Below are 15,753 nucleotides of genomic sequence, written 5' to 3'. Positions count from 1 at the left end.
ACCACGACCATCGGGAGGTGTTTCAGCCATGGACGACGATCGGTTCGATGGGGCGCTTGCACGCGGCCCGCAGGTCGAGATCCTGGTCGATGGCCGCCCGGTGCGGGCCTTCGCGGGCGAGAGCGTCGCCGCGGCGCTGCTGGCTGCCGGGCAGCGGACGCTGCGGACGACGGCCCGCCGCGGGGAGCCGCGGGGACTCTACTGTAACATCGGCGTCTGCTTCGACTGCGTCATGACGATCGACGGGCGGCCGAACGTCCGGACGTGCCAGACTCCGGTGCGAGACGGGATGCGGGTCGAGTCCCAGCAAGGCGAGGGGACATGGGAGGTGGGACGATGACCGCATCGCGGCCACTGGTCATTGTCGGCGCGGGCCCGGCCGGGCTGGCGGCGGCCATCGAGGCCGCGCGGGCGGGGCTACCGTGCACACTGCTCGATGAGTCACCCCACCTCGGTGGCCGGATTTACCGGCGGCCGCCCGAGGTATTCCAGGTCCAGGACCCGGAGGGGCTGGGGAGGGATTTCGCCCGGCGCGAGCGGCTCCGCGCGGAGTTCGCCGAGGTCGCCGACCGGGTCGAGGTGCTCCGGGGGACATCGGTCCTGGGCATCTGGGAAGGTCCCGAGGTCCTCTGGGCCACGGGTGATGCTTCGGGCCTGCTCCGCCCGGAGCGGCTCATCCTGGCCCCCGGGGCGTACGATCGGCCGGTGCCGCTGCCCGGCTGGACCTTGCCGGGGGTGATGACGGCCGGGGGCGTCCAGACGTTGCTCAAGGCGATGCGCACCCGTCCCGGTCGGCAGGCGCTGGTCGCCGGCACCGGCCCGCTCCTCTTGAGCGTGGCGCATCGGCTCCACGAGGCGGGCGTGGAGATCGTCGCCGCGCTGGAGGCCGGGAGCCCGTCGTGGCAGACCGGGGCCTTCCCGAGCGAGTGGGGCGAATGGGATTTCCTCCAGGATGCGCAGGGTGACTTGGAGGGTTTGACCCGAGCCCGAGTCCCAATTCTCTTCAATCACACCGTCTTCGACGTGCAGGGCCGCGATGGGGTGGAGCGGGCGTCCTACGGGCCGATCGACCCCGAGGATTGGCGGCCCGTCAAGGACCGGGCCCGGAGCGTGGACGTCGACCTGGTCGTCCTCGGCTTCGGGTTCATCCCGGACACGCACCTGACGGTCCTGGCCGGCTGCCGGCACGAGTACGTCCCGGAGCGAGGCGGCTGGGTCCCGGTGCGGGATGAGCGGATGGAGACGACGGTGCCCGGCCTCTTTGCCATCGGCGACGGGGCGGGGGTCATGGGCGTCCAGGCCGCCTTAGAGCAGGGGCGGATCGCCGGGATCACCGCCGCCGAATGGGCCGGGGCGCTCTCGGATGCCGAGGCCGCGACGCGTCGCGCCGGGCCGCTCGAACGGCTCCGCGTGCTGGCCGAGTTGCATGCGGCCCTCTCCCAGACCTCCCGGATCCGACCCGGGCTGATCGAACTGATCGCCCCGGAGACGCCCGTCTGTCGCTGCGAGGAGATGACGCTCGCGGAGGTCCGAGCGGCGGTGGATGCCGGGGCGAAGGACCTGCAGGCCGTGAAGCTCGGGACCCGCCTGGGGATGGGCCCGTGTCAGGGCCGCAACTGCGCCCCTGCGATGGGGATGTTCCTCAGTCAGGTGACGGGGCGCCTGCCCGAGGAGATCGGGCGGATCAACCCCCGCCCACCGGCGAAGCCTGTGACACTCGGTGCCCTGGCCCGGATGGGGAGCCGCCCAGGCGGCCGCGGTTGATCCCCTGGACGCCGTCGGTGGAGGTGCCTCATGACGCGATCGCCGGATGTCGTGGTGGTCGGCGGCGGCGTCATCGGCGGCGCCGTGGCTTACTACGGGTATTAGCCCGATTGCTGCGAAGTTACACCCTAAGGCGTCTCATCAACCCGTCATTAGCATGAGTATCCGGAACTTTGATTGTTGAGACGGGTTGTTGGGACTGAAATCGCCGGGAAATCGGCCCTCCCCGGTGGTCTCGGGACCATGCTTCACCAAACGGTCGTTTGATGGGATGGCAACAACTGGTTGCATCAACAGGACTTGCGGTATGGCCGGGAGCCGAGGGCTTAGCGTGTAAATTCGCAGCAATCGGGCTAATACCCTTACTACGCCGCCAAGCGAGGGCTGCGAGTGACGCTCGTCGACAATCCGAAGCGGGGTCGGGCCACCTCCGCGTCGGCCGGCGGCCTCTGGCCCCTGGGCGAGTCGGTCGGCCTGGGCTGCGGGGTGATCTTCTACAAGGCGATGGCCGGGATGGGGACGCTGCCCGAGGGCGTGCACGGCCCGGGTCAACTCCCCCGCGTCTTCCTTGACTTCGCCCTGCGATCCAACGCGATGTTCCCCGCCCTCTCGGGGGAGCTGCGTGAGATCGCCGGCATGGATATCGAGTGGGAGGAGACCTCGCTGCTGTTCCTGATGTACGACGAGGGGGACGAAACGTTCGCCCGGCCGCTCTGGGAGCGCTGCCCCTGCGGCCGCGACCTGACCGAGTGGCTGACGCCCGAGGAGCTGGCGAAGGCCGAGCCGGCGGTGACGCGGGAGGTGCGCGGGGCGCTGCGGTTCGAGGGCGACAACCAGGTCAACCCGTACAAGCTGGCCGATGCCTACCGTGTCGCGGCTCGGAATCTCGGGGCCACGGTGCTGACGCACACCGAGGTGACGGGGCTGCGGATTGCGTCGGGGCGCGTGACTGCGGTCGAGACAACGGACGGCCCGATCGCCTGCGACGTGGCGGTCAACGCGGCGGGGGCCTGGGCGCCGCAGGTCGGTCGGATGGCCGGGCTCGAACTCCCGGTCCACCCGGTGCGCGGTCAGATCCTCGGCACGGAGACGCTGCCGAACGTCCTCTCGGCCTGCCTGTCGACGACCGACTGCTACCTGGCCCAGAAGGGGCACGGCGAGGTGATCATCGGCAGCACGACCGAGGAGGTGGGCTTCAACGTGGGAGTGACGCCGGAGGCGCTCAAAACCCTCTCGGCCGGAGCCGTCCGTGCCGTGCCGTTCCTGGCGGACGTGCAGGTCAAGCGTGCCTGGTCGGGCCTGCGGCCCGGGTCGCCGGATGAGCTGCCGATCTTGGGGCCGGTGGCGGGACTTGGTGGCTATCTCAATGCCTGCGGGCACTTCCGCACCGGGATCGTGACCTCCCCGCTGACGGGGCTCGTGCTCGCCGAGCTGGTCGCCGGGGACCGGCCATCGGTCCCGGTGGAGCCCTTCCTCCTGGCCCGCTTCATGGCGGCGGACCGGGCCGGGACGCAAGGGGGGCGGTCGACGCCGGTCGGCCGGGCATGAGCATGGCGAGCGATGGGATCATGGCGGATCGGACGGCGAGCGACCGGCGGGAGCGGCTGCTGCGGGTGCTGGCCGCGGCCACGTTCCTCATCTTCTTCCAGGCGTACATGGTCGCGCCACTGATCCCGCGGCTGGCCGAGGTCTTCGGCGTCTCGGGCCGGGCGGTCGGCCTGATGGTCCCAGCCTACATGATCCCCTACGGCGTCGCGACGCTCTTCTACGGCCTGCTCTCCGACCGCCTCGGCCGTCGGCCCATCCTGGTGGGGTCGCTGGTGGCCGCCGCCCTGGCGGTGGCGCTGCTGTCGCTCGGCTATGACATGACGCAGCCGCTGCTGGCCGGGATTGTGACCATGCTGGGGGGGAGGCGCGGGGGGCAAGCGATGGGGCTGAACGTGGTCACGCTCTTCACCGGGTTCGGGCTGGGGAGCCTGCTCTTCGGCGAGGCCTTGCGGCTGGGGTTCGCCGCGACGCTCGTGCTGTTCGCCGCGGGGCAAGCCCTGGCCGCCCTGGTGGCGATCCCGCTCTTCGGCGCCGAGGGGCCGCCCCGAGGGCCGCGGCGTCCTGAGGAAATGGTATTCAAAGAAGAAAGAAGAGATTGAGGATCCATGGCACAAGGCTCCGAGAAAGCGATGGGCGAGGTAGCGAAGCCGCTGCGGTCGGGCGAGGTGGCGCGGCGGTCGGGCGTGAACGTCGAGACGCTGCGGTTCTACGAGCGCGAAGGGCTGTTGCCGGAGCCACCGCGGCGGGAGTCGGGCTATCGCAAGTATCCCCCGGAGACGGTCGAGCTGATCCGCTTCATCAAGCGGGCACAGGAGCTGGGCTTCTCGCTCCGCGAGGTCCAGGAGCTGCTCAGTGTGCGCAACGCGCCGCGGGCCAAATCGGGGCCGGTGCGGCGACTGCTCGCGGCGAAGGTCGTCGAGATCGAGCGGAAGATCCAGGATCTCCAGGTGCTCAAGCAGGTGCTCGACGAGCTGCTCGGGAGGTGCGACGGCCGCCGCTCGGCAAGCTCCTGCCCGCTCATCCGGTCGCTTTGCCGCGAGGATTGAGGTGCTCGCCTCTAACTCCCTTGACCGGGCGGGAACGCCCGCCGCGATCCAGGGCGAGCGGGATACGCTCGTCGGTTTTTCGCTTGACTCCGTACCGCAGTCCGGGCCGTAGGATCGGTGCAGGAATGGGTGGGCACCGGATCGAGCGAGAAACAACGACCAAGAAGGAGGAATCCCATGGCCCGACCAAACCAGACGTGCATCGACGCCTGTAACCGGTGCTTCCAGGAGTGCCAGGATTGCGCCTCCAACTGCTGCATGCAGGACGGCAGCATGGCGCAGTGTGCCCGGCTCTGCCTGGACTGCGCGACCCTCTGCGCGACCTGTGTCACGCTGATGAGCCGCGGCTCGCAGTTCTCGGCCAACGCCTGCCGGGTCTGTGCCGAGCTCTGCGACGCCTGCGCCGCCGAGTGCGAGAAGTATCCGGATCGCGATCCCTGCCGGCGTTGTGCGGAGGCGTGTCGCCGCTGCGCCGATGAGTGCCGCAAGGTGGCGGCTTAACAATCCGTTCGGTCGGTCGGGCGAATCCACGCGTCTCACCCGACCGGCCGCCTGATCGGCGTCTCTGACGGCGCTCATGGCGCTTGAGCTTGCATTTCGTCCGAATGGGTGTCGGATCGCGATCACCCCGGCCACCGAATGCGCCGGAGACCTTTACGAGGCCGTTACCGCATGTCGGATCCTGGAACGCAGTTCGCAGGCGACAGGGTAGGGGGGAGCTGCCTCGTTTCGGCGCCATTTCCCCGGGCGTGGGAGGAGCAGTCATGAGCACGATGAGCACCGATCGAAGGGGGCGCGACGGCGAGGGCGGGGCCACCTACCTCCGCAGGGGGGACTACAGACTGGCCTTCCCGCCGGACCGCACCGCACTGCTGGTCATCGACCCCGTCAACGACTTCCTCTCGGAGGGCGGCGCGGGCTGGGAGATGGCCAAGGGCACCGTGCGCAAGCACGATGTCATCGGCCACTTGAAGCGCGCCATCGCGGGGGCCCGGGTACCGCCCAGATTGCTGCGACAATATCCCGTAAGCCCGGCTTCCGAGCACGGCCCCACGGTGCAACAGATTATGGGGAAACAGGTTATGGCTCCGATGAGCCGGCTACGAAATCGACCGTCTCCTTGGCCCATAGTTGACCAGGAAATGCTCTGACTTACTTGGCCCATATGTGCGAAAAAAATTGCTGAACGACCTTTTCGTAGCCCACCCCTCCTGCCACAAGTTCCAGGAGGGGCGGGACATCCTGCCTCCAGGTCTCCAACGAGACGCCCTGAACCCTTAAAGGATATTTTCGCAGCAATCTGGTCGCTACCCGGGGCCCGGGAGCGGGGCATCCCGGTCCTCTTCGGGCCGATGGCCTATACCGAGGAGGACTACCGGGACGAGGAGCTGCAGCGCCGCAGCCCGATCAACCGGGTGATGTTCGAGAAGAAGATGTTCCTGGCCGGCAGCTGGGGCGCCGACTTTCACCCCGAGCTGCGGCCGCGCGAGGGCGACGTCGTGCTCCTGCCGCACAAGGGGATCGACGTCTTCGAGACCGACCTGCCCGACCACCTTCGCCGCCGGGGGATCACGCACCTGGTCATCGCCGGCATGACGGCCAACCTGTGCTGCGAATCCACGGGCCGGCACGCCATGGAAGAGGGATATGACGTCACCTTCCTCTGGGATGCGATTGGCGCGGAGAACCTGCCGGCCTACGAGGCGTCGGTCCTGGTCAACTATCCGCTGATCGCCAACGCCGTCCTGACCGTCGAGGAGTTCCTGGCCGCCGTCGACGGGTCGCGTCCGCCCCGTATTGAGGCGGGGGATACGGTCCGGGGCTCCGACCACCTGGAGATCGGCGAGGTCGAGCGGGTGGTGGAGGCCACCGATGAGGTCGAGGCACACTTGGTCGTGCCGCGCGGGCTCATCTTCCCGAAGGAGACCTACATCCCGCTCGATGCCGTCGTCCGCCGCGCGGGGCGCGACGTCTTCATCAACGTGCCTCGGATCGTCGTCGGGCAGATGCCCTGGGGCGAGCCCCCGAGGCGGGACGATCGCCGGGCCAAGCAGGGCCCGCGCGCGGCGGAGGTGGAGAAGCTCTACGGCTCGCGGTCTCCTTCGATTCAGGAGGGAGGGGAGAAGCCCTCGTGACCTTATCACGGAGAGCTGGGGCCGATAGGATCACGGTGCCTCCGTTGGGATAACCGTTCACTATCGCGACGATTCGATCGCGATCCGCTCGACCTCGTCGAGCGTGACGGCATCGTTGGTACGGTCGTAGAGCTTTGTCGTCTTCGGCGACTCGTGACGGGCCGGGTGCCGGAGCGGAAGGACCCGCGTGCGGTGGATGCGAAGCTCATCGATCGCTACGGGATCGCGGTCTTGAAATGAACGCGGGCGCGGAGGAAGAGGGCAGGGCAGGGACTGCTGAACTCGCCCTCGGTCGCTGACCTTGTGTGGCTAGGGATGCTCCCTGACGAGCTGGTAGAGGAATTGGTGGTCGTCGTTGAACAGCCGCTTGTAGCTCAGGAGCACCACGCCGACGGTGCCGAGCGCCGTGCCGGACGCGATCAGGAACATAATGATGATCTGGTACTTCACCGCCTCGATCGGGTCGACTCCGGCTAGGAGCTGGCCGGTCATCATCCCGGGGAGGCTCACCACCCCGGCGACCATCATCGAATTGATGATCGGGATCATCCCGGTGCGCACAGCCTGCTGCAGGGGCCCGCGAGCGGCCTCCCATCGGGTCGCTCCCAGCGCGAGCAGGGCTTCGACCTGCGGCCGGCTCCCGCCCAGCTCCCCGCCCAGCCGATCCAGCCCGAGCGAGATGCCGCTCAGGGTATTGCCGAGGATCATGCCCAGGAGCGGGATCGCATATTGGGGGGAATACCACGGCTCGACGGGCACGATGACGAAGACGGCCAGGGCCCCCATAAGCCAGGAACTCGCCCAGATCGAGATGAGGCTGGAGAGCCAGATCCCGGGATAGCGGACGTGTACCCGCCGGACGGCGGAGACCCCGGCCACAACGGTCATCGCGGCCAAGAGTCCCAGGATGATGTACCAGCGCCCGACACGGAAGACCCACTGGAGGACGAGCCCGACGAGCAGGAGCTGCGCCACGGTGCGGAACCCGGCGACGAGGAGCCGCCGCTCGATGTCCAGGCGGAGCATGAGCGAGATGCCGCCATTGACGAGGATGAGCAATGCGGCCAGGCCAACCTGCCAATACGAGAGTTCGATGTAAGGCTTGTCCATCGTCTCGTCACCGTTCCGATACCGTGCCGCCTGCGCTCATATGGAGCCTGCGGTCGGCGAAGCGGCCGGCTTGTTCTGGGTTGTGACTGATCAGGATGATTGCTCGTTCGCCAGGTGCCTCGGACCACCAGCGATCCAGCAGTCGCTCCGCGGCCGCGACGGTGGCCGGATCGAGGGAGGTCGTCGCCTCGTCGAGGAGGAGGACGGTCGGGTCGAGCTGGATGGCGCGGAGCAGGGCGACGATCTGCGCCTCACCCCCCGAGAGGTTACGGTTCGATTTCCGCAGGAAGGCCGCGTCGCGGCCGAGAGCATCGAGCAGGGCCACGATCCGCTCCCGGTCGAACTCTCGGCCGCGGTGGGCCCTCAGGGAGAACGGATACCCGAGGTTCTGTTCCACGTTCCCCTCCAGCAGCGCGGGCCGCTGGTGGACGTACAAGACCTCCTTACGATAGGCCGGCAGGGCGTCCCCGCGGATCGGCTCGCCCTTCCACTCGATGCTCCCCTCATCGATCGGATCGAGCAAGCAGAGGGCCCTGAGGAGCACGGTCTTGCCGGAGCCGGATGGCCCCCCCAAGGCGATACGGTCCCCGGGGCGGACCGCCATGCAGATGCCGTGGATCAGCCATTGGTCGCTGCCCGGCTTCCGTCGTCCGAGTCCGCAAGCCTGGAGCACGGGTTTACGGCGATCCATAGATCGATTGCTTGGCGATGAACCCGACCACGCCGGCCGCCACGATGACGAGCGGTTCCGGGACCTTCCTGACTTTGAGGAGCACGGCGAGCGTGAGCAGAGCGATGAGCGCCGTCGGGAGGTCGACGATGGCCCTGCGGCCGAGCACGAAGGCCGCGCCCGCGATGGCGCCGGTCGCCGCCGCGGTGACCCCGTCCACGAATGCCCGGATCGGTCGGTTCTGGGCGAACCGGCGGAAGTAGGGGGCCGGGATCACCGTGAACAGGTAGCAGGGGAAGAAGACCCCGACGGCTGCCACCGTCGCCCCGAGCGGCCCGGCGACCATGTACCCGATGAAGGCGACCGTGATGACCACGGGCCCCGGGGTGATCATGGCGACGGCCACCGCGTCGAGGAACTGCTGCTCGTTGAGCCAATGAAATTCCTCGACGACGCCTCCGTGCAGGAACGGCACGATCGCCAGTCCACTGCCGAAGACGAACGCCCCCGCCGCGGCGAAGTAGAGGAAGATCGTCCCGAGCGAGCCGGCGGTTGCTGTGCCATGGAGCCCGGTGAGCAGCCAGGCGGGCAGGGGGGCCAGGCCGAGTGCCGTCGGCGTTGAGACAGCTCGGGGCCACCCTCGGAGCAGCATCACCCCAACGCCGCAGAGCAGGAAGATCCAGACGATTTCCGTCTCCGTCCAGGCGGTGGTGACGGCGTTCACGGCGAAGACCGGCCAGAGCAGCCGGTCGGTGCCGATGGTCTGACGGACGAGCTTATAGGCGCTCCGGGCGATGATGGCGATGACGGCGGCCCCGATGCCGTAGAAGGCCCCCTGCATCCAAGGCAGGCCACCGAAGCGGAGGTACAGGGCCGAGAGTGCAAGGACCATCAGGAACGACGGCACGACGAACGCGATGCTAACGAGCGTGGCCCCGAGGATTCGGAAGCGGATCCAGCCCAGATAGATGGCCAACTGGGCTGCAAGCGGCCCCGGGGCGAGCTGGGCCAAGGCGAGCCCCTCGGCGAAGTCCTCCCGGGAGATCCATCGCCGTTGCTCGACGAGATCGCGTTGCATGTAGCCGACGAGCGCGATCGGCCCGCCGAATCCCACGGTCCCGAGGCGGAGAAAGTACGCGCAGAGCTCCCGGAGCGAGTAAAGGTGTATCGCAAGATGCGCGACCGGCTCAGGGGCCCCGATCCTGCCGAGCGCCTCCCCGTCTTCGGCCTCCTGATCCGGATCATCTCTCATCCTCGAACTCCGCGAGCTTGTGTCGGCACCAGAGGTATAGCGCGTCGTACATCGGCGACTCCAGCTCGATCTTTCGGTGGTCATCGTTCCCGACGAGCAGCGAGAAGCCGTGGGCGATCGCCTTGAGCCCCCAGCCTTCGAGCGCCGTCTCGACGTCAGTGGCGATGTCAGCCGCATGGACGATCCGGGCAAGCTCGGCCAGGGCCGGGTCACCCGCGAGGCCGTACTTGAGCAGGATGCTCTCGAACGAGCAGCGTCCATCGACGTGCCCGAGCTCCGCCCCAGGCACGTCGTAGGGGACGGCCCTCTCCCGCTCGGCGATCGTCATCACCTCATCCGCCGGGACGAAGAGGAACTCGGCCTCCGGGTCGACGAAGCGGCGGATGAGCCAGGGGCAGGCGACGCGATCGACCTTGGCATTCTCGCGGGTGACCCACTTCATGGCACATCCGTCCCTCAGTGCCCCGTGGTTTCCCGCGAGGCGGCGGCCTGAGCGTCGAGGGCCGCCTTGAACCCCCGGGCCAGTTCCTCGGCCGGTCCCTTGCCCCAGAAGTGGGTGAAGTAGTATGCAGGCTCCTCCCCGATCATGTGATTGTGCAGCGCGACGACGTGGATCCCGGCCTTGCGGAGCGCGCGGAGGACGGGCTGCACCTCGCGTGCGGTCATGGCGAAATCGCCGTCGATCGCGGCCAGCTCGTCGCTGCCGGAGAAGGCAGCCCAGGTCGTCAGGCCCATCGATCCGCCGAACTTCATGCCATGCATCGACGCCTCGCGGCCGATGGTAATCTTGACCATCCCGTCCTGCGACTGGCCTTCGTGGCCGATGATCCGCTCGACTTTGGCCGCGTCGATCGTCCCGTGGCGGGGAGTTTCTCCCGGGAAGGTGTCGGCGGGAGTGCCCCGCTCGGAACGGACCTGCTTGATGGCGTCCCAGACGGCCTTGACCCCGCGTGCGAGCTCCTCGGGGTTGCCGTGGCCGCCGATGTGCATGAAGTAGACCTTGGGCTCGTCGAAGAAGAAATGGTTGTGCAGGGCCGAGACCTCCAGGCCGTTGGCGAAGGCGGCGTCCATGGCGGGCGAGACCTCGTCCTGGAAGACGACGGTATCGCCCATGACCATCGCGCCGTGCTCGGTGGGCGCGAAGGCGGCCCAGGAGCCGAGCCCGGCGAAGGGCTTCAGCGGCATCCCGTCGACCGTCACCTTGACATCGTCGCGGGCCCAGCCGATCCGCACAACGCCGTCGTCGGTCGTGGTCGCCTCGGTGGCCGCGGCTCGGCCGATCGCGTCCGCGTCGAGCCGCCGATCTCCCTGCTGCGCGGCGGCGGCGAGGGCGGTGACGAGGGCGAACGTGCTGAGGATCCCGGACAGGGCGAGTTTCTTCGGCAGCTTCATGGTGTATCTCCCTGGTGAGTTGGAATTGCGGGCATTCACGCGTGGCCCGCGGGGTCGTGGCTATGATCGAGGCTATGGGCGAGTTGGTCAACCCGCGCAATGGCCTCACCGAATGCTTCCCCGGCCCCCAACGGGACCAGGTCGGCCAGGTGCCGGAGCACGCCGGGGATGGAGCCTTCTCTGGCGAACAGGTCGGCGATCTCGTCGGCCGGGAGGCGCCCCGTCTCGAGGCGACGGCGGAAGGACGCCAGCGGAGTGGGGTCGAACCCCCATCGAGGTAGCACTGCCTCGGCCCGGTCGAGCACCGCCGCGGCCCGCTCGCGTACGGTCTCCGCCGCGAGCCCGAAACGCGCGACCTGGCCGAGGTCGTAGATCCGGGTCTGGTCGCTGGCCCGTCCCCGCAGCCCCTCGTCCAGCAGGAGCTCCAGCCAGAGCAGGAAGTCGTTGCGGAAATCGTCCAGCCGCCAGCTCATCTCGAAGGGCTTGAGCTCCAGCCGCCCGCCCTCCTCCGGGTGCTCCTCGAGCGCCCGGCCGTAAGTGCTGCGCCGGTACGTCCGCATCGACTTGCCGACCCGGCCGCGGATCTCCCACAGGCCCCCCCCGTAGAGCGGGGAGGCGAGCGTCAGCGCCGTCAGGGCCGGGGCGTAGTAGTTGACCTTCGCGTGGAGGTCGCGGTCATCGAGCCGCGCCGTCAGCTCGGGCGGCAGGCTCACGTTGACGTCGGGGCCGTAGGTGAGCATCACCTGCATGGCCCATTGCCAGAAGTCGTAGCGGCGCTTGTTCTGCGGCCCCTCGAAGTGGGTCTCGGTCGGGTGGTGCGAGATCACCGCCGCCCGGTAGCCGTGCCGGACGAGCGACGACTGCATCCGCTCGAACAGCGCGCGGAGCAAGCCGAGGCACTCCTCGATCGAGGTGCAGAGGGGCGTCCTGATCTCGACCCCCTTGGGCAGGAGGTCGATCGGGTTGTAGTCGGGGTCGGGGACGTGGTAGCCCTCGACGACGTAGGGCATGAGCTTGCGGTGCGGCGGCTCCAGTTCCAGGCCGTCGAGGGCGGGCAGGCCGTCCAGGGGGATCGACTCCAGGACATCGTTCACCTCCCGGAAGGTGAGGTCGCGGTGCCACAGCGGCAGGAACGTCTCCGCGTCGACCAGCAGGAACTCCGCCTCCAGGCCGAAATAGAAACCTCGTCCGTTCTCGCGGGTCATCTCCGTCTCCTCGCGGGTGCGTCGCCGATGCGAAGGCCGGCCATCAGGCGCCTTCGGTAACCGCCCCGATCGTGCCAGACCGATGGCCGCAATGTCATCTTAAATGATCATTAAAAAGCCCTAATGACACGTGGCCGAGCGGGCTCGGCCGCCGTCACCGCGCGAGCGCCCCGGCCCGGCCCTTGACGTGGTCCGGGTACTGGTAGCGGCCGACGTTGTCCCGGACCCACTCGAAGTAGAAGCGCATCCCGCGGTCATCCCCGTTCTTGCCGTAGCCGCCCATCTCCGGGTGCGGGCCGGTGCCGCTCTTGCCGGTGATCCCCTGGAAGTAGGCCGAGTGGAACAGCAGCGTGGCGTTCGGGGCGGCCCGGTACTGCTCGAAGTAGCCGCGCATGATGTCGAACTCTTCCGGCTGGTAGATCCCCTCGTCCTCGTAGGGGTCGTGGCGCTGCATCTCGACGTTGACCACGAAGCCCTCCTTCGGGATCCCGGCCTCCTTCTGGATCAACCGCACCTGCATCCCGGGGTAGCTGTCGGCGGTGCCGGACTTGTAGGTGGGACAGACGCCGGCCTCGATGTCGGGCGCGACCGCCGAGAACCACGCGGTGAGCCTCGCCTTCTTGTCCGCGCCGTTCGGCTCGCGGAAGAGGTCCATGTCGATCCGCTCGTGGTTGTACTCGTGCATGAGGTCGACGAAGACGTTCTTGAGCCTCCGGTCGATGAGGAATGTGGCGGTCTCCTCCACGGCGCGCCGGACGGCCGCCTCGTCCTTGAATTCCTGGTCCTTGCGGGGGGAGAACAGCCCGACCATGACGACCATGCCCCGCGCGTCGGCCTCGCGCACGAGCCACTCCAGGCGCCGGGCGAAGTCCTCCTTGAGGTGCCCCTCAGGGGTGTAGCCGTTCTTGCCCGCCTCGGCGTCGGGCCAGCCGCCGTTCGAGCCCTGGAGGTAGACCCCGAGGAGGTTGATGCCGTGGGCCGTCATCGTGTCCAGGGCGTTGACATGCCGCTCGGTGACCGCCTGGCTCATCAGGGCATTGCCCGCACGCAGTCCCCAGAGCTTGACCGGCTCGCCGCCCAGATAGGGCCGGTCGTCTCGGACCTCGAACTCCTTGGTCGGGGCCGGGACGCCGGCATCCTCGCGTGCCCATGCCGATCCGCACGGCGCCAAGCCCGCCGTCAAGGCGGCGAGCGCGAGCGATCTACCGAGTATCATGGCGTGTCTCCTGCGGGAATCTTGGCTTTAATGCCCCTAATGCCCCACAACGCCGGACACGGAGGGACGCCCCCGGTCGTGCGGTTCCCCGCCCGGCTCGAGCACGGGCAGGACCAGCATCACCTTTGTGCCGCGCCCGACCACGCTCTCGATGTGGAGCTTCCCCCCGTGGGCCTCGGCGATGGCGCGGCAGATGGCGAGCCCCAGCCCCGTGCCGCTCGCCTCCGGCCCCCGGGCCGGGTCGACGCGATAGAAGCGGCCGAAGACGTGGGGCAGGTGCTCTTGCGGGATACCGATGCCCGTGTCCGAGACGACGGCCCGCGCGTGCGGGCCGAGCCGCCCGACGCCCGCCGACACGCTCCCACCGGGCGGGGTGTATTTCACGGCGTTATCCAGGATGTTGAAGAGGAGCCTCCGCAACTGATCGGCGTCGCCCACGACGATGGCTGCGGCCGATGGCTCCACGCGCAGGTCGATCTCCTTCTCCTCGGCGACGACCCGCATGTGCTCGGCGGCGTCCCGGACCAGCTCGTCGAGCCGGACCGGCTCGCGGGCTAGGGGCACGAGCCCTGCGTCCTCGCGGCAGAGGAAGAGTAGCTGCTCGGCGAGCCGGGTGAGCCGCTCGATCTCCTCGAGCATGTTCTCCAGCACGCGGCGGTACTGGTCGGGGTCGCGGGGGGCGCGGAGCGCGACCTCGGCCTCGTTACGCATCACCGTCAGGGGCGTGCGGAGCTCGTGGGCCGCGTCGGCGGTGAAGCGCCGGATCTCCTCGAAGGAGCGCTCGAGCCGCTCGATCATCCGGTTGAGCGTCCCGGCCAGTCGCCCGAGCTCGTCGCCCGAATTGGGCGCGTCGAGCCGCCGGTCGAGCCGCGTCGCGGTGATCTCGTCGGCGGCGGCGGCCATGCGGTCGACCGGCGCCAACGCCTTCCGCGCCAGGAGGTAGCCGCCCCCCAGGGCACCGAGCAGCGCGAGCGGGCCGGTCAGGAGGATGACCGTGAGCAGCTCGGCCAGCTCGTGGTCGGTCGGGGCGAGCGACGCGGCGGCCTGGACCACCACCGGCCCGGCCGGCGTCTGGAGCCTGCGGCCGACCATACGCCAGTGGCCGAGGTGCTCCAGGGTGACGTCCGCGGCGGTCGCCCGCTCCGAGCGGGCCAAGGCCGGCGGGACGGGCATCGCCCCGGGTCCGAGGCGGTCGCTGCGGAAGAGGACCTGTCCTTCGAGGTCGGTCACCTGGAACTCGTAGCCCTCGTGCCTGGAGAAGCGGCGGGCCAGCCGCTGAAACTCGCCCGGGGCCCGGATCCGCCGGGCGTCCTCGGCGATCTCCGCCAGCTCCTCGACGAGTCCCGCATCGGTGCGGGCCAGGAGCTCATGGCGCATCATCAGGTAGACCGCGCCTCCGAAGACTGCGAGCACCGCGGCGAGCACCGCCCCGTACCAGAGCGTCAGCTTCCAGCGGATGCTCAGGCGGTTCATGAGTTGTCCCTCAGCGCGTAGCCGACGCCGCGAATGGTCTGGATGAGCTGCCGGGCCGGCGGCCGATCGACCTTCTTACGGAGCTGCGTGATGTAGACGTCGATGACGTTGGTGGGGGCGGTGGTCGTCTCCTTCCAGACGTCGCGGGCGATCATGTCGCGGGTGACGGTCGCGTTCTTGTGCCGGAGCAGGTACTCCAGGAGCTCGAACTCTCGCTTCGTGAGCTCCACTTCGACGCCGTCCCGGACGACCCGGCGTGCCAGGAGGTCCACCTCCAGGTCGTCGGCGCGGAGGAAGAGCTCGCGCCCCGACAAATCACGGCGCAGCAGCGCCCGGAGGCGGGCCAGCAGCTCGGCGAAGGCGAACGGCTTGACGAGGTAGTCGTCGGCCCCTGAATCGAGCCCCCGCACCCTGTCTTCGACGGCGTCGCGGGCCGTGAGGATCAGGACGGGCTTGGCGAACCCGCGGGCGCGGAGGTCGCGCAGCACCTCCAGGCCACTCCGTCCGGGCAGCATTAGATCGAGCACGACAGCATCAAAGCTCCCGGTGGTGGCATGGTAGTAGCCCTCCTCGCCGGTGGCCGCGGTGATGACCTCATAGCCCTCCTCCTCCAGTCCCCTGCGGAGGCTCTGGAGCAGCTTCTTCTGGTCCTCGACGATGAGTACTCTTGCCATGGTGACGCCTCATCAGTCCATTTTCCGGTTCGATGCTTGATAGTCACCTTAAAAGGTAATTAAAAATCCTTAACCCACGCCGCCGAGGCGCCGATTCACGGCGCGGTGAAGAGGGGCACTCCCTTCCTGCCGTAGAGATTGACAGGGAGTCTAGAAAGTGAGTTTCCTGACCAGCCGTCGGGCCATGAGGTGGATCATCGCCAGCTTGACGAACGCCTCGCTGCTGGCCGTCGTCCCCTCGTAGTCCTTGCTCAACCGGCGGCTCCGC

At 68.6% G+C, this 15,753-nt stretch carries 16 protein-coding genes and 2 pseudogenes; 8 read left to right on the top strand and 10 right to left on the bottom strand.

The annotated features are described in order from the left end of the window. Window positions 1-28: 28 nt before the first annotated feature. The 8 genes and pseudogenes from TsocGM_RS09390 to TsocGM_RS09355 all read left to right on the top strand — a co-directional run bounded on the left by TsocGM_RS09390 (window position 29) and on the right by TsocGM_RS09355 (window position 6,493). Window positions 29-340 carry a (2Fe-2S)-binding protein gene (locus TsocGM_RS09390; RefSeq protein WP_126725054.1) on the top strand — a complete coding sequence of 104 codons (312 nt, stop codon included), beginning with the start codon at window positions 29-31 and terminating at the stop codon, window positions 338-340. Next, the gene (locus tag TsocGM_RS09385) at window positions 337-1,764 is read left to right on the top strand and encodes an FAD/NAD(P)-dependent oxidoreductase (RefSeq protein WP_158633452.1); all 1,428 of its coding nucleotides are present in this window, start codon (window positions 337-339) and stop codon (window positions 1,762-1,764) included. The genes TsocGM_RS09390 and TsocGM_RS09385 overlap by 4 nt, the downstream gene beginning before the upstream one ends. A gap of 375 nt (window positions 1,765-2,139) precedes the next feature. After that, window positions 2,140-3,312 (top strand): annotated as a pseudogene (locus TsocGM_RS09380) (NAD(P)/FAD-dependent oxidoreductase); the annotation flags it as partial. Window positions 3,313-3,332: 20 nt separating this feature from the next. Then, window positions 3,333-3,911 carry an MFS transporter gene (locus TsocGM_RS09375; RefSeq protein WP_126725051.1) on the top strand — a complete coding sequence of 193 codons (579 nt, stop codon included), beginning with the start codon at window positions 3,333-3,335 and terminating at the stop codon, window positions 3,909-3,911. 30 nt (window positions 3,912-3,941) lie between these two features. Next, complete coding sequence (locus TsocGM_RS09370; RefSeq protein WP_199756737.1) at window positions 3,942-4,358, top strand: MerR family transcriptional regulator; 417 nt, start codon at window positions 3,942-3,944, stop codon at window positions 4,356-4,358. A gap of 177 nt (window positions 4,359-4,535) precedes the next feature. Continuing rightward, window positions 4,536-4,859, top strand: coding sequence for a four-helix bundle copper-binding protein (locus TsocGM_RS09365; protein WP_126725050.1), 324 nt, complete (start codon window positions 4,536-4,538; stop codon window positions 4,857-4,859). 263 nt (window positions 4,860-5,122) lie between these two features. Beyond that, window positions 5,123-5,509 (top strand): hypothetical protein, encoded by a 387-nt coding sequence (locus TsocGM_RS26470; protein WP_199756736.1) that lies wholly within the window; start codon window positions 5,123-5,125, stop codon window positions 5,507-5,509. A gap of 12 nt (window positions 5,510-5,521) precedes the next feature. Continuing rightward, window positions 5,522-6,493, top strand: coding sequence for a cysteine hydrolase family protein (locus TsocGM_RS09355; RefSeq protein WP_315850372.1), 972 nt, complete (start codon window positions 5,522-5,524; stop codon window positions 6,491-6,493). A gap of 309 nt (window positions 6,494-6,802) precedes the next feature. Here TsocGM_RS09355 and TsocGM_RS09350 read toward each other — a convergent pair whose 3' ends face one another. From TsocGM_RS09350 to TsocGM_RS09305, 10 genes and pseudogenes are all read right to left on the bottom strand, one after another. After that, complete coding sequence (locus TsocGM_RS09350) at window positions 6,803-7,603, bottom strand: ABC transporter permease (protein ID WP_126725048.1); 801 nt, start codon at window positions 7,601-7,603, stop codon at window positions 6,803-6,805. A 7-nt stretch (window positions 7,604-7,610) separates the two neighbouring features. Further along, on the bottom strand, window positions 7,611-8,294 hold the full coding sequence (locus tag TsocGM_RS09345) for an ABC transporter ATP-binding protein (RefSeq protein ID WP_126725047.1): 684 nt from the start codon (window positions 8,292-8,294) through the stop codon (window positions 7,611-7,613). Beyond that, window positions 8,281-9,525, bottom strand: coding sequence for a chromate transporter (locus tag TsocGM_RS09340; protein ID WP_126725046.1), 1,245 nt, complete (start codon window positions 9,523-9,525; stop codon window positions 8,281-8,283). Before TsocGM_RS09340 ends, TsocGM_RS09345 begins: the two co-directional genes overlap by 14 nt. Further along, complete coding sequence (locus TsocGM_RS09335) at window positions 9,515-9,967, bottom strand: chromate resistance protein ChrB domain-containing protein (RefSeq protein ID WP_126725045.1); 453 nt, start codon at window positions 9,965-9,967, stop codon at window positions 9,515-9,517. The genes TsocGM_RS09340 and TsocGM_RS09335 overlap by 11 nt, the downstream gene beginning before the upstream one ends. A 14-nt stretch (window positions 9,968-9,981) precedes the next feature. Next, the gene (locus tag TsocGM_RS09330; protein WP_126725044.1) at window positions 9,982-10,917 is read right to left on the bottom strand and encodes a DUF1259 domain-containing protein; all 936 of its coding nucleotides are present in this window, start codon (window positions 10,915-10,917) and stop codon (window positions 9,982-9,984) included. A gap of 35 nt (window positions 10,918-10,952) precedes the next feature. Beyond that, on the bottom strand, window positions 10,953-12,122 hold the full coding sequence (locus TsocGM_RS09325) for a glutamate-cysteine ligase family protein (RefSeq protein WP_126725043.1): 1,170 nt from the start codon (window positions 12,120-12,122) through the stop codon (window positions 10,953-10,955). Window positions 12,123-12,276: 154 nt separating this feature from the next. Continuing rightward, a complete protein-coding gene (locus TsocGM_RS09320; RefSeq protein WP_126725042.1) occupies window positions 12,277-13,338 on the bottom strand; it encodes a hypothetical protein in 1,062 nt (353 codons plus the stop codon). A 36-nt stretch (window positions 13,339-13,374) separates the two neighbouring features. Next, window positions 13,375-14,811: a heavy metal sensor histidine kinase gene (locus TsocGM_RS09315; protein ID WP_126725041.1), complete on the bottom strand. Its 1,437-nt coding sequence runs from the start codon at window positions 14,809-14,811 to the stop codon at window positions 13,375-13,377. Further along, complete coding sequence (locus TsocGM_RS09310) at window positions 14,808-15,485, bottom strand: response regulator transcription factor (RefSeq protein WP_126725040.1); 678 nt, start codon at window positions 15,483-15,485, stop codon at window positions 14,808-14,810. Before TsocGM_RS09310 ends, TsocGM_RS09315 begins: the two co-directional genes overlap by 4 nt. Window positions 15,486-15,635: 150 nt before the next feature. Then, window positions 15,636-15,753: pseudogene (locus tag TsocGM_RS09305) on the bottom strand (IS5/IS1182 family transposase); the annotation flags it as partial.

It is taken from the genome of Tautonia sociabilis, from assembly GCF_003977685.1.
GTDB lineage: Bacteria > Planctomycetota > Planctomycetia > Isosphaerales > Isosphaeraceae > Tautonia > Tautonia sociabilis.
The sequence above is the reverse complement of the archived record's forward strand: the minus strand, read 5'-3'. Positions and strand labels throughout refer to the sequence as shown.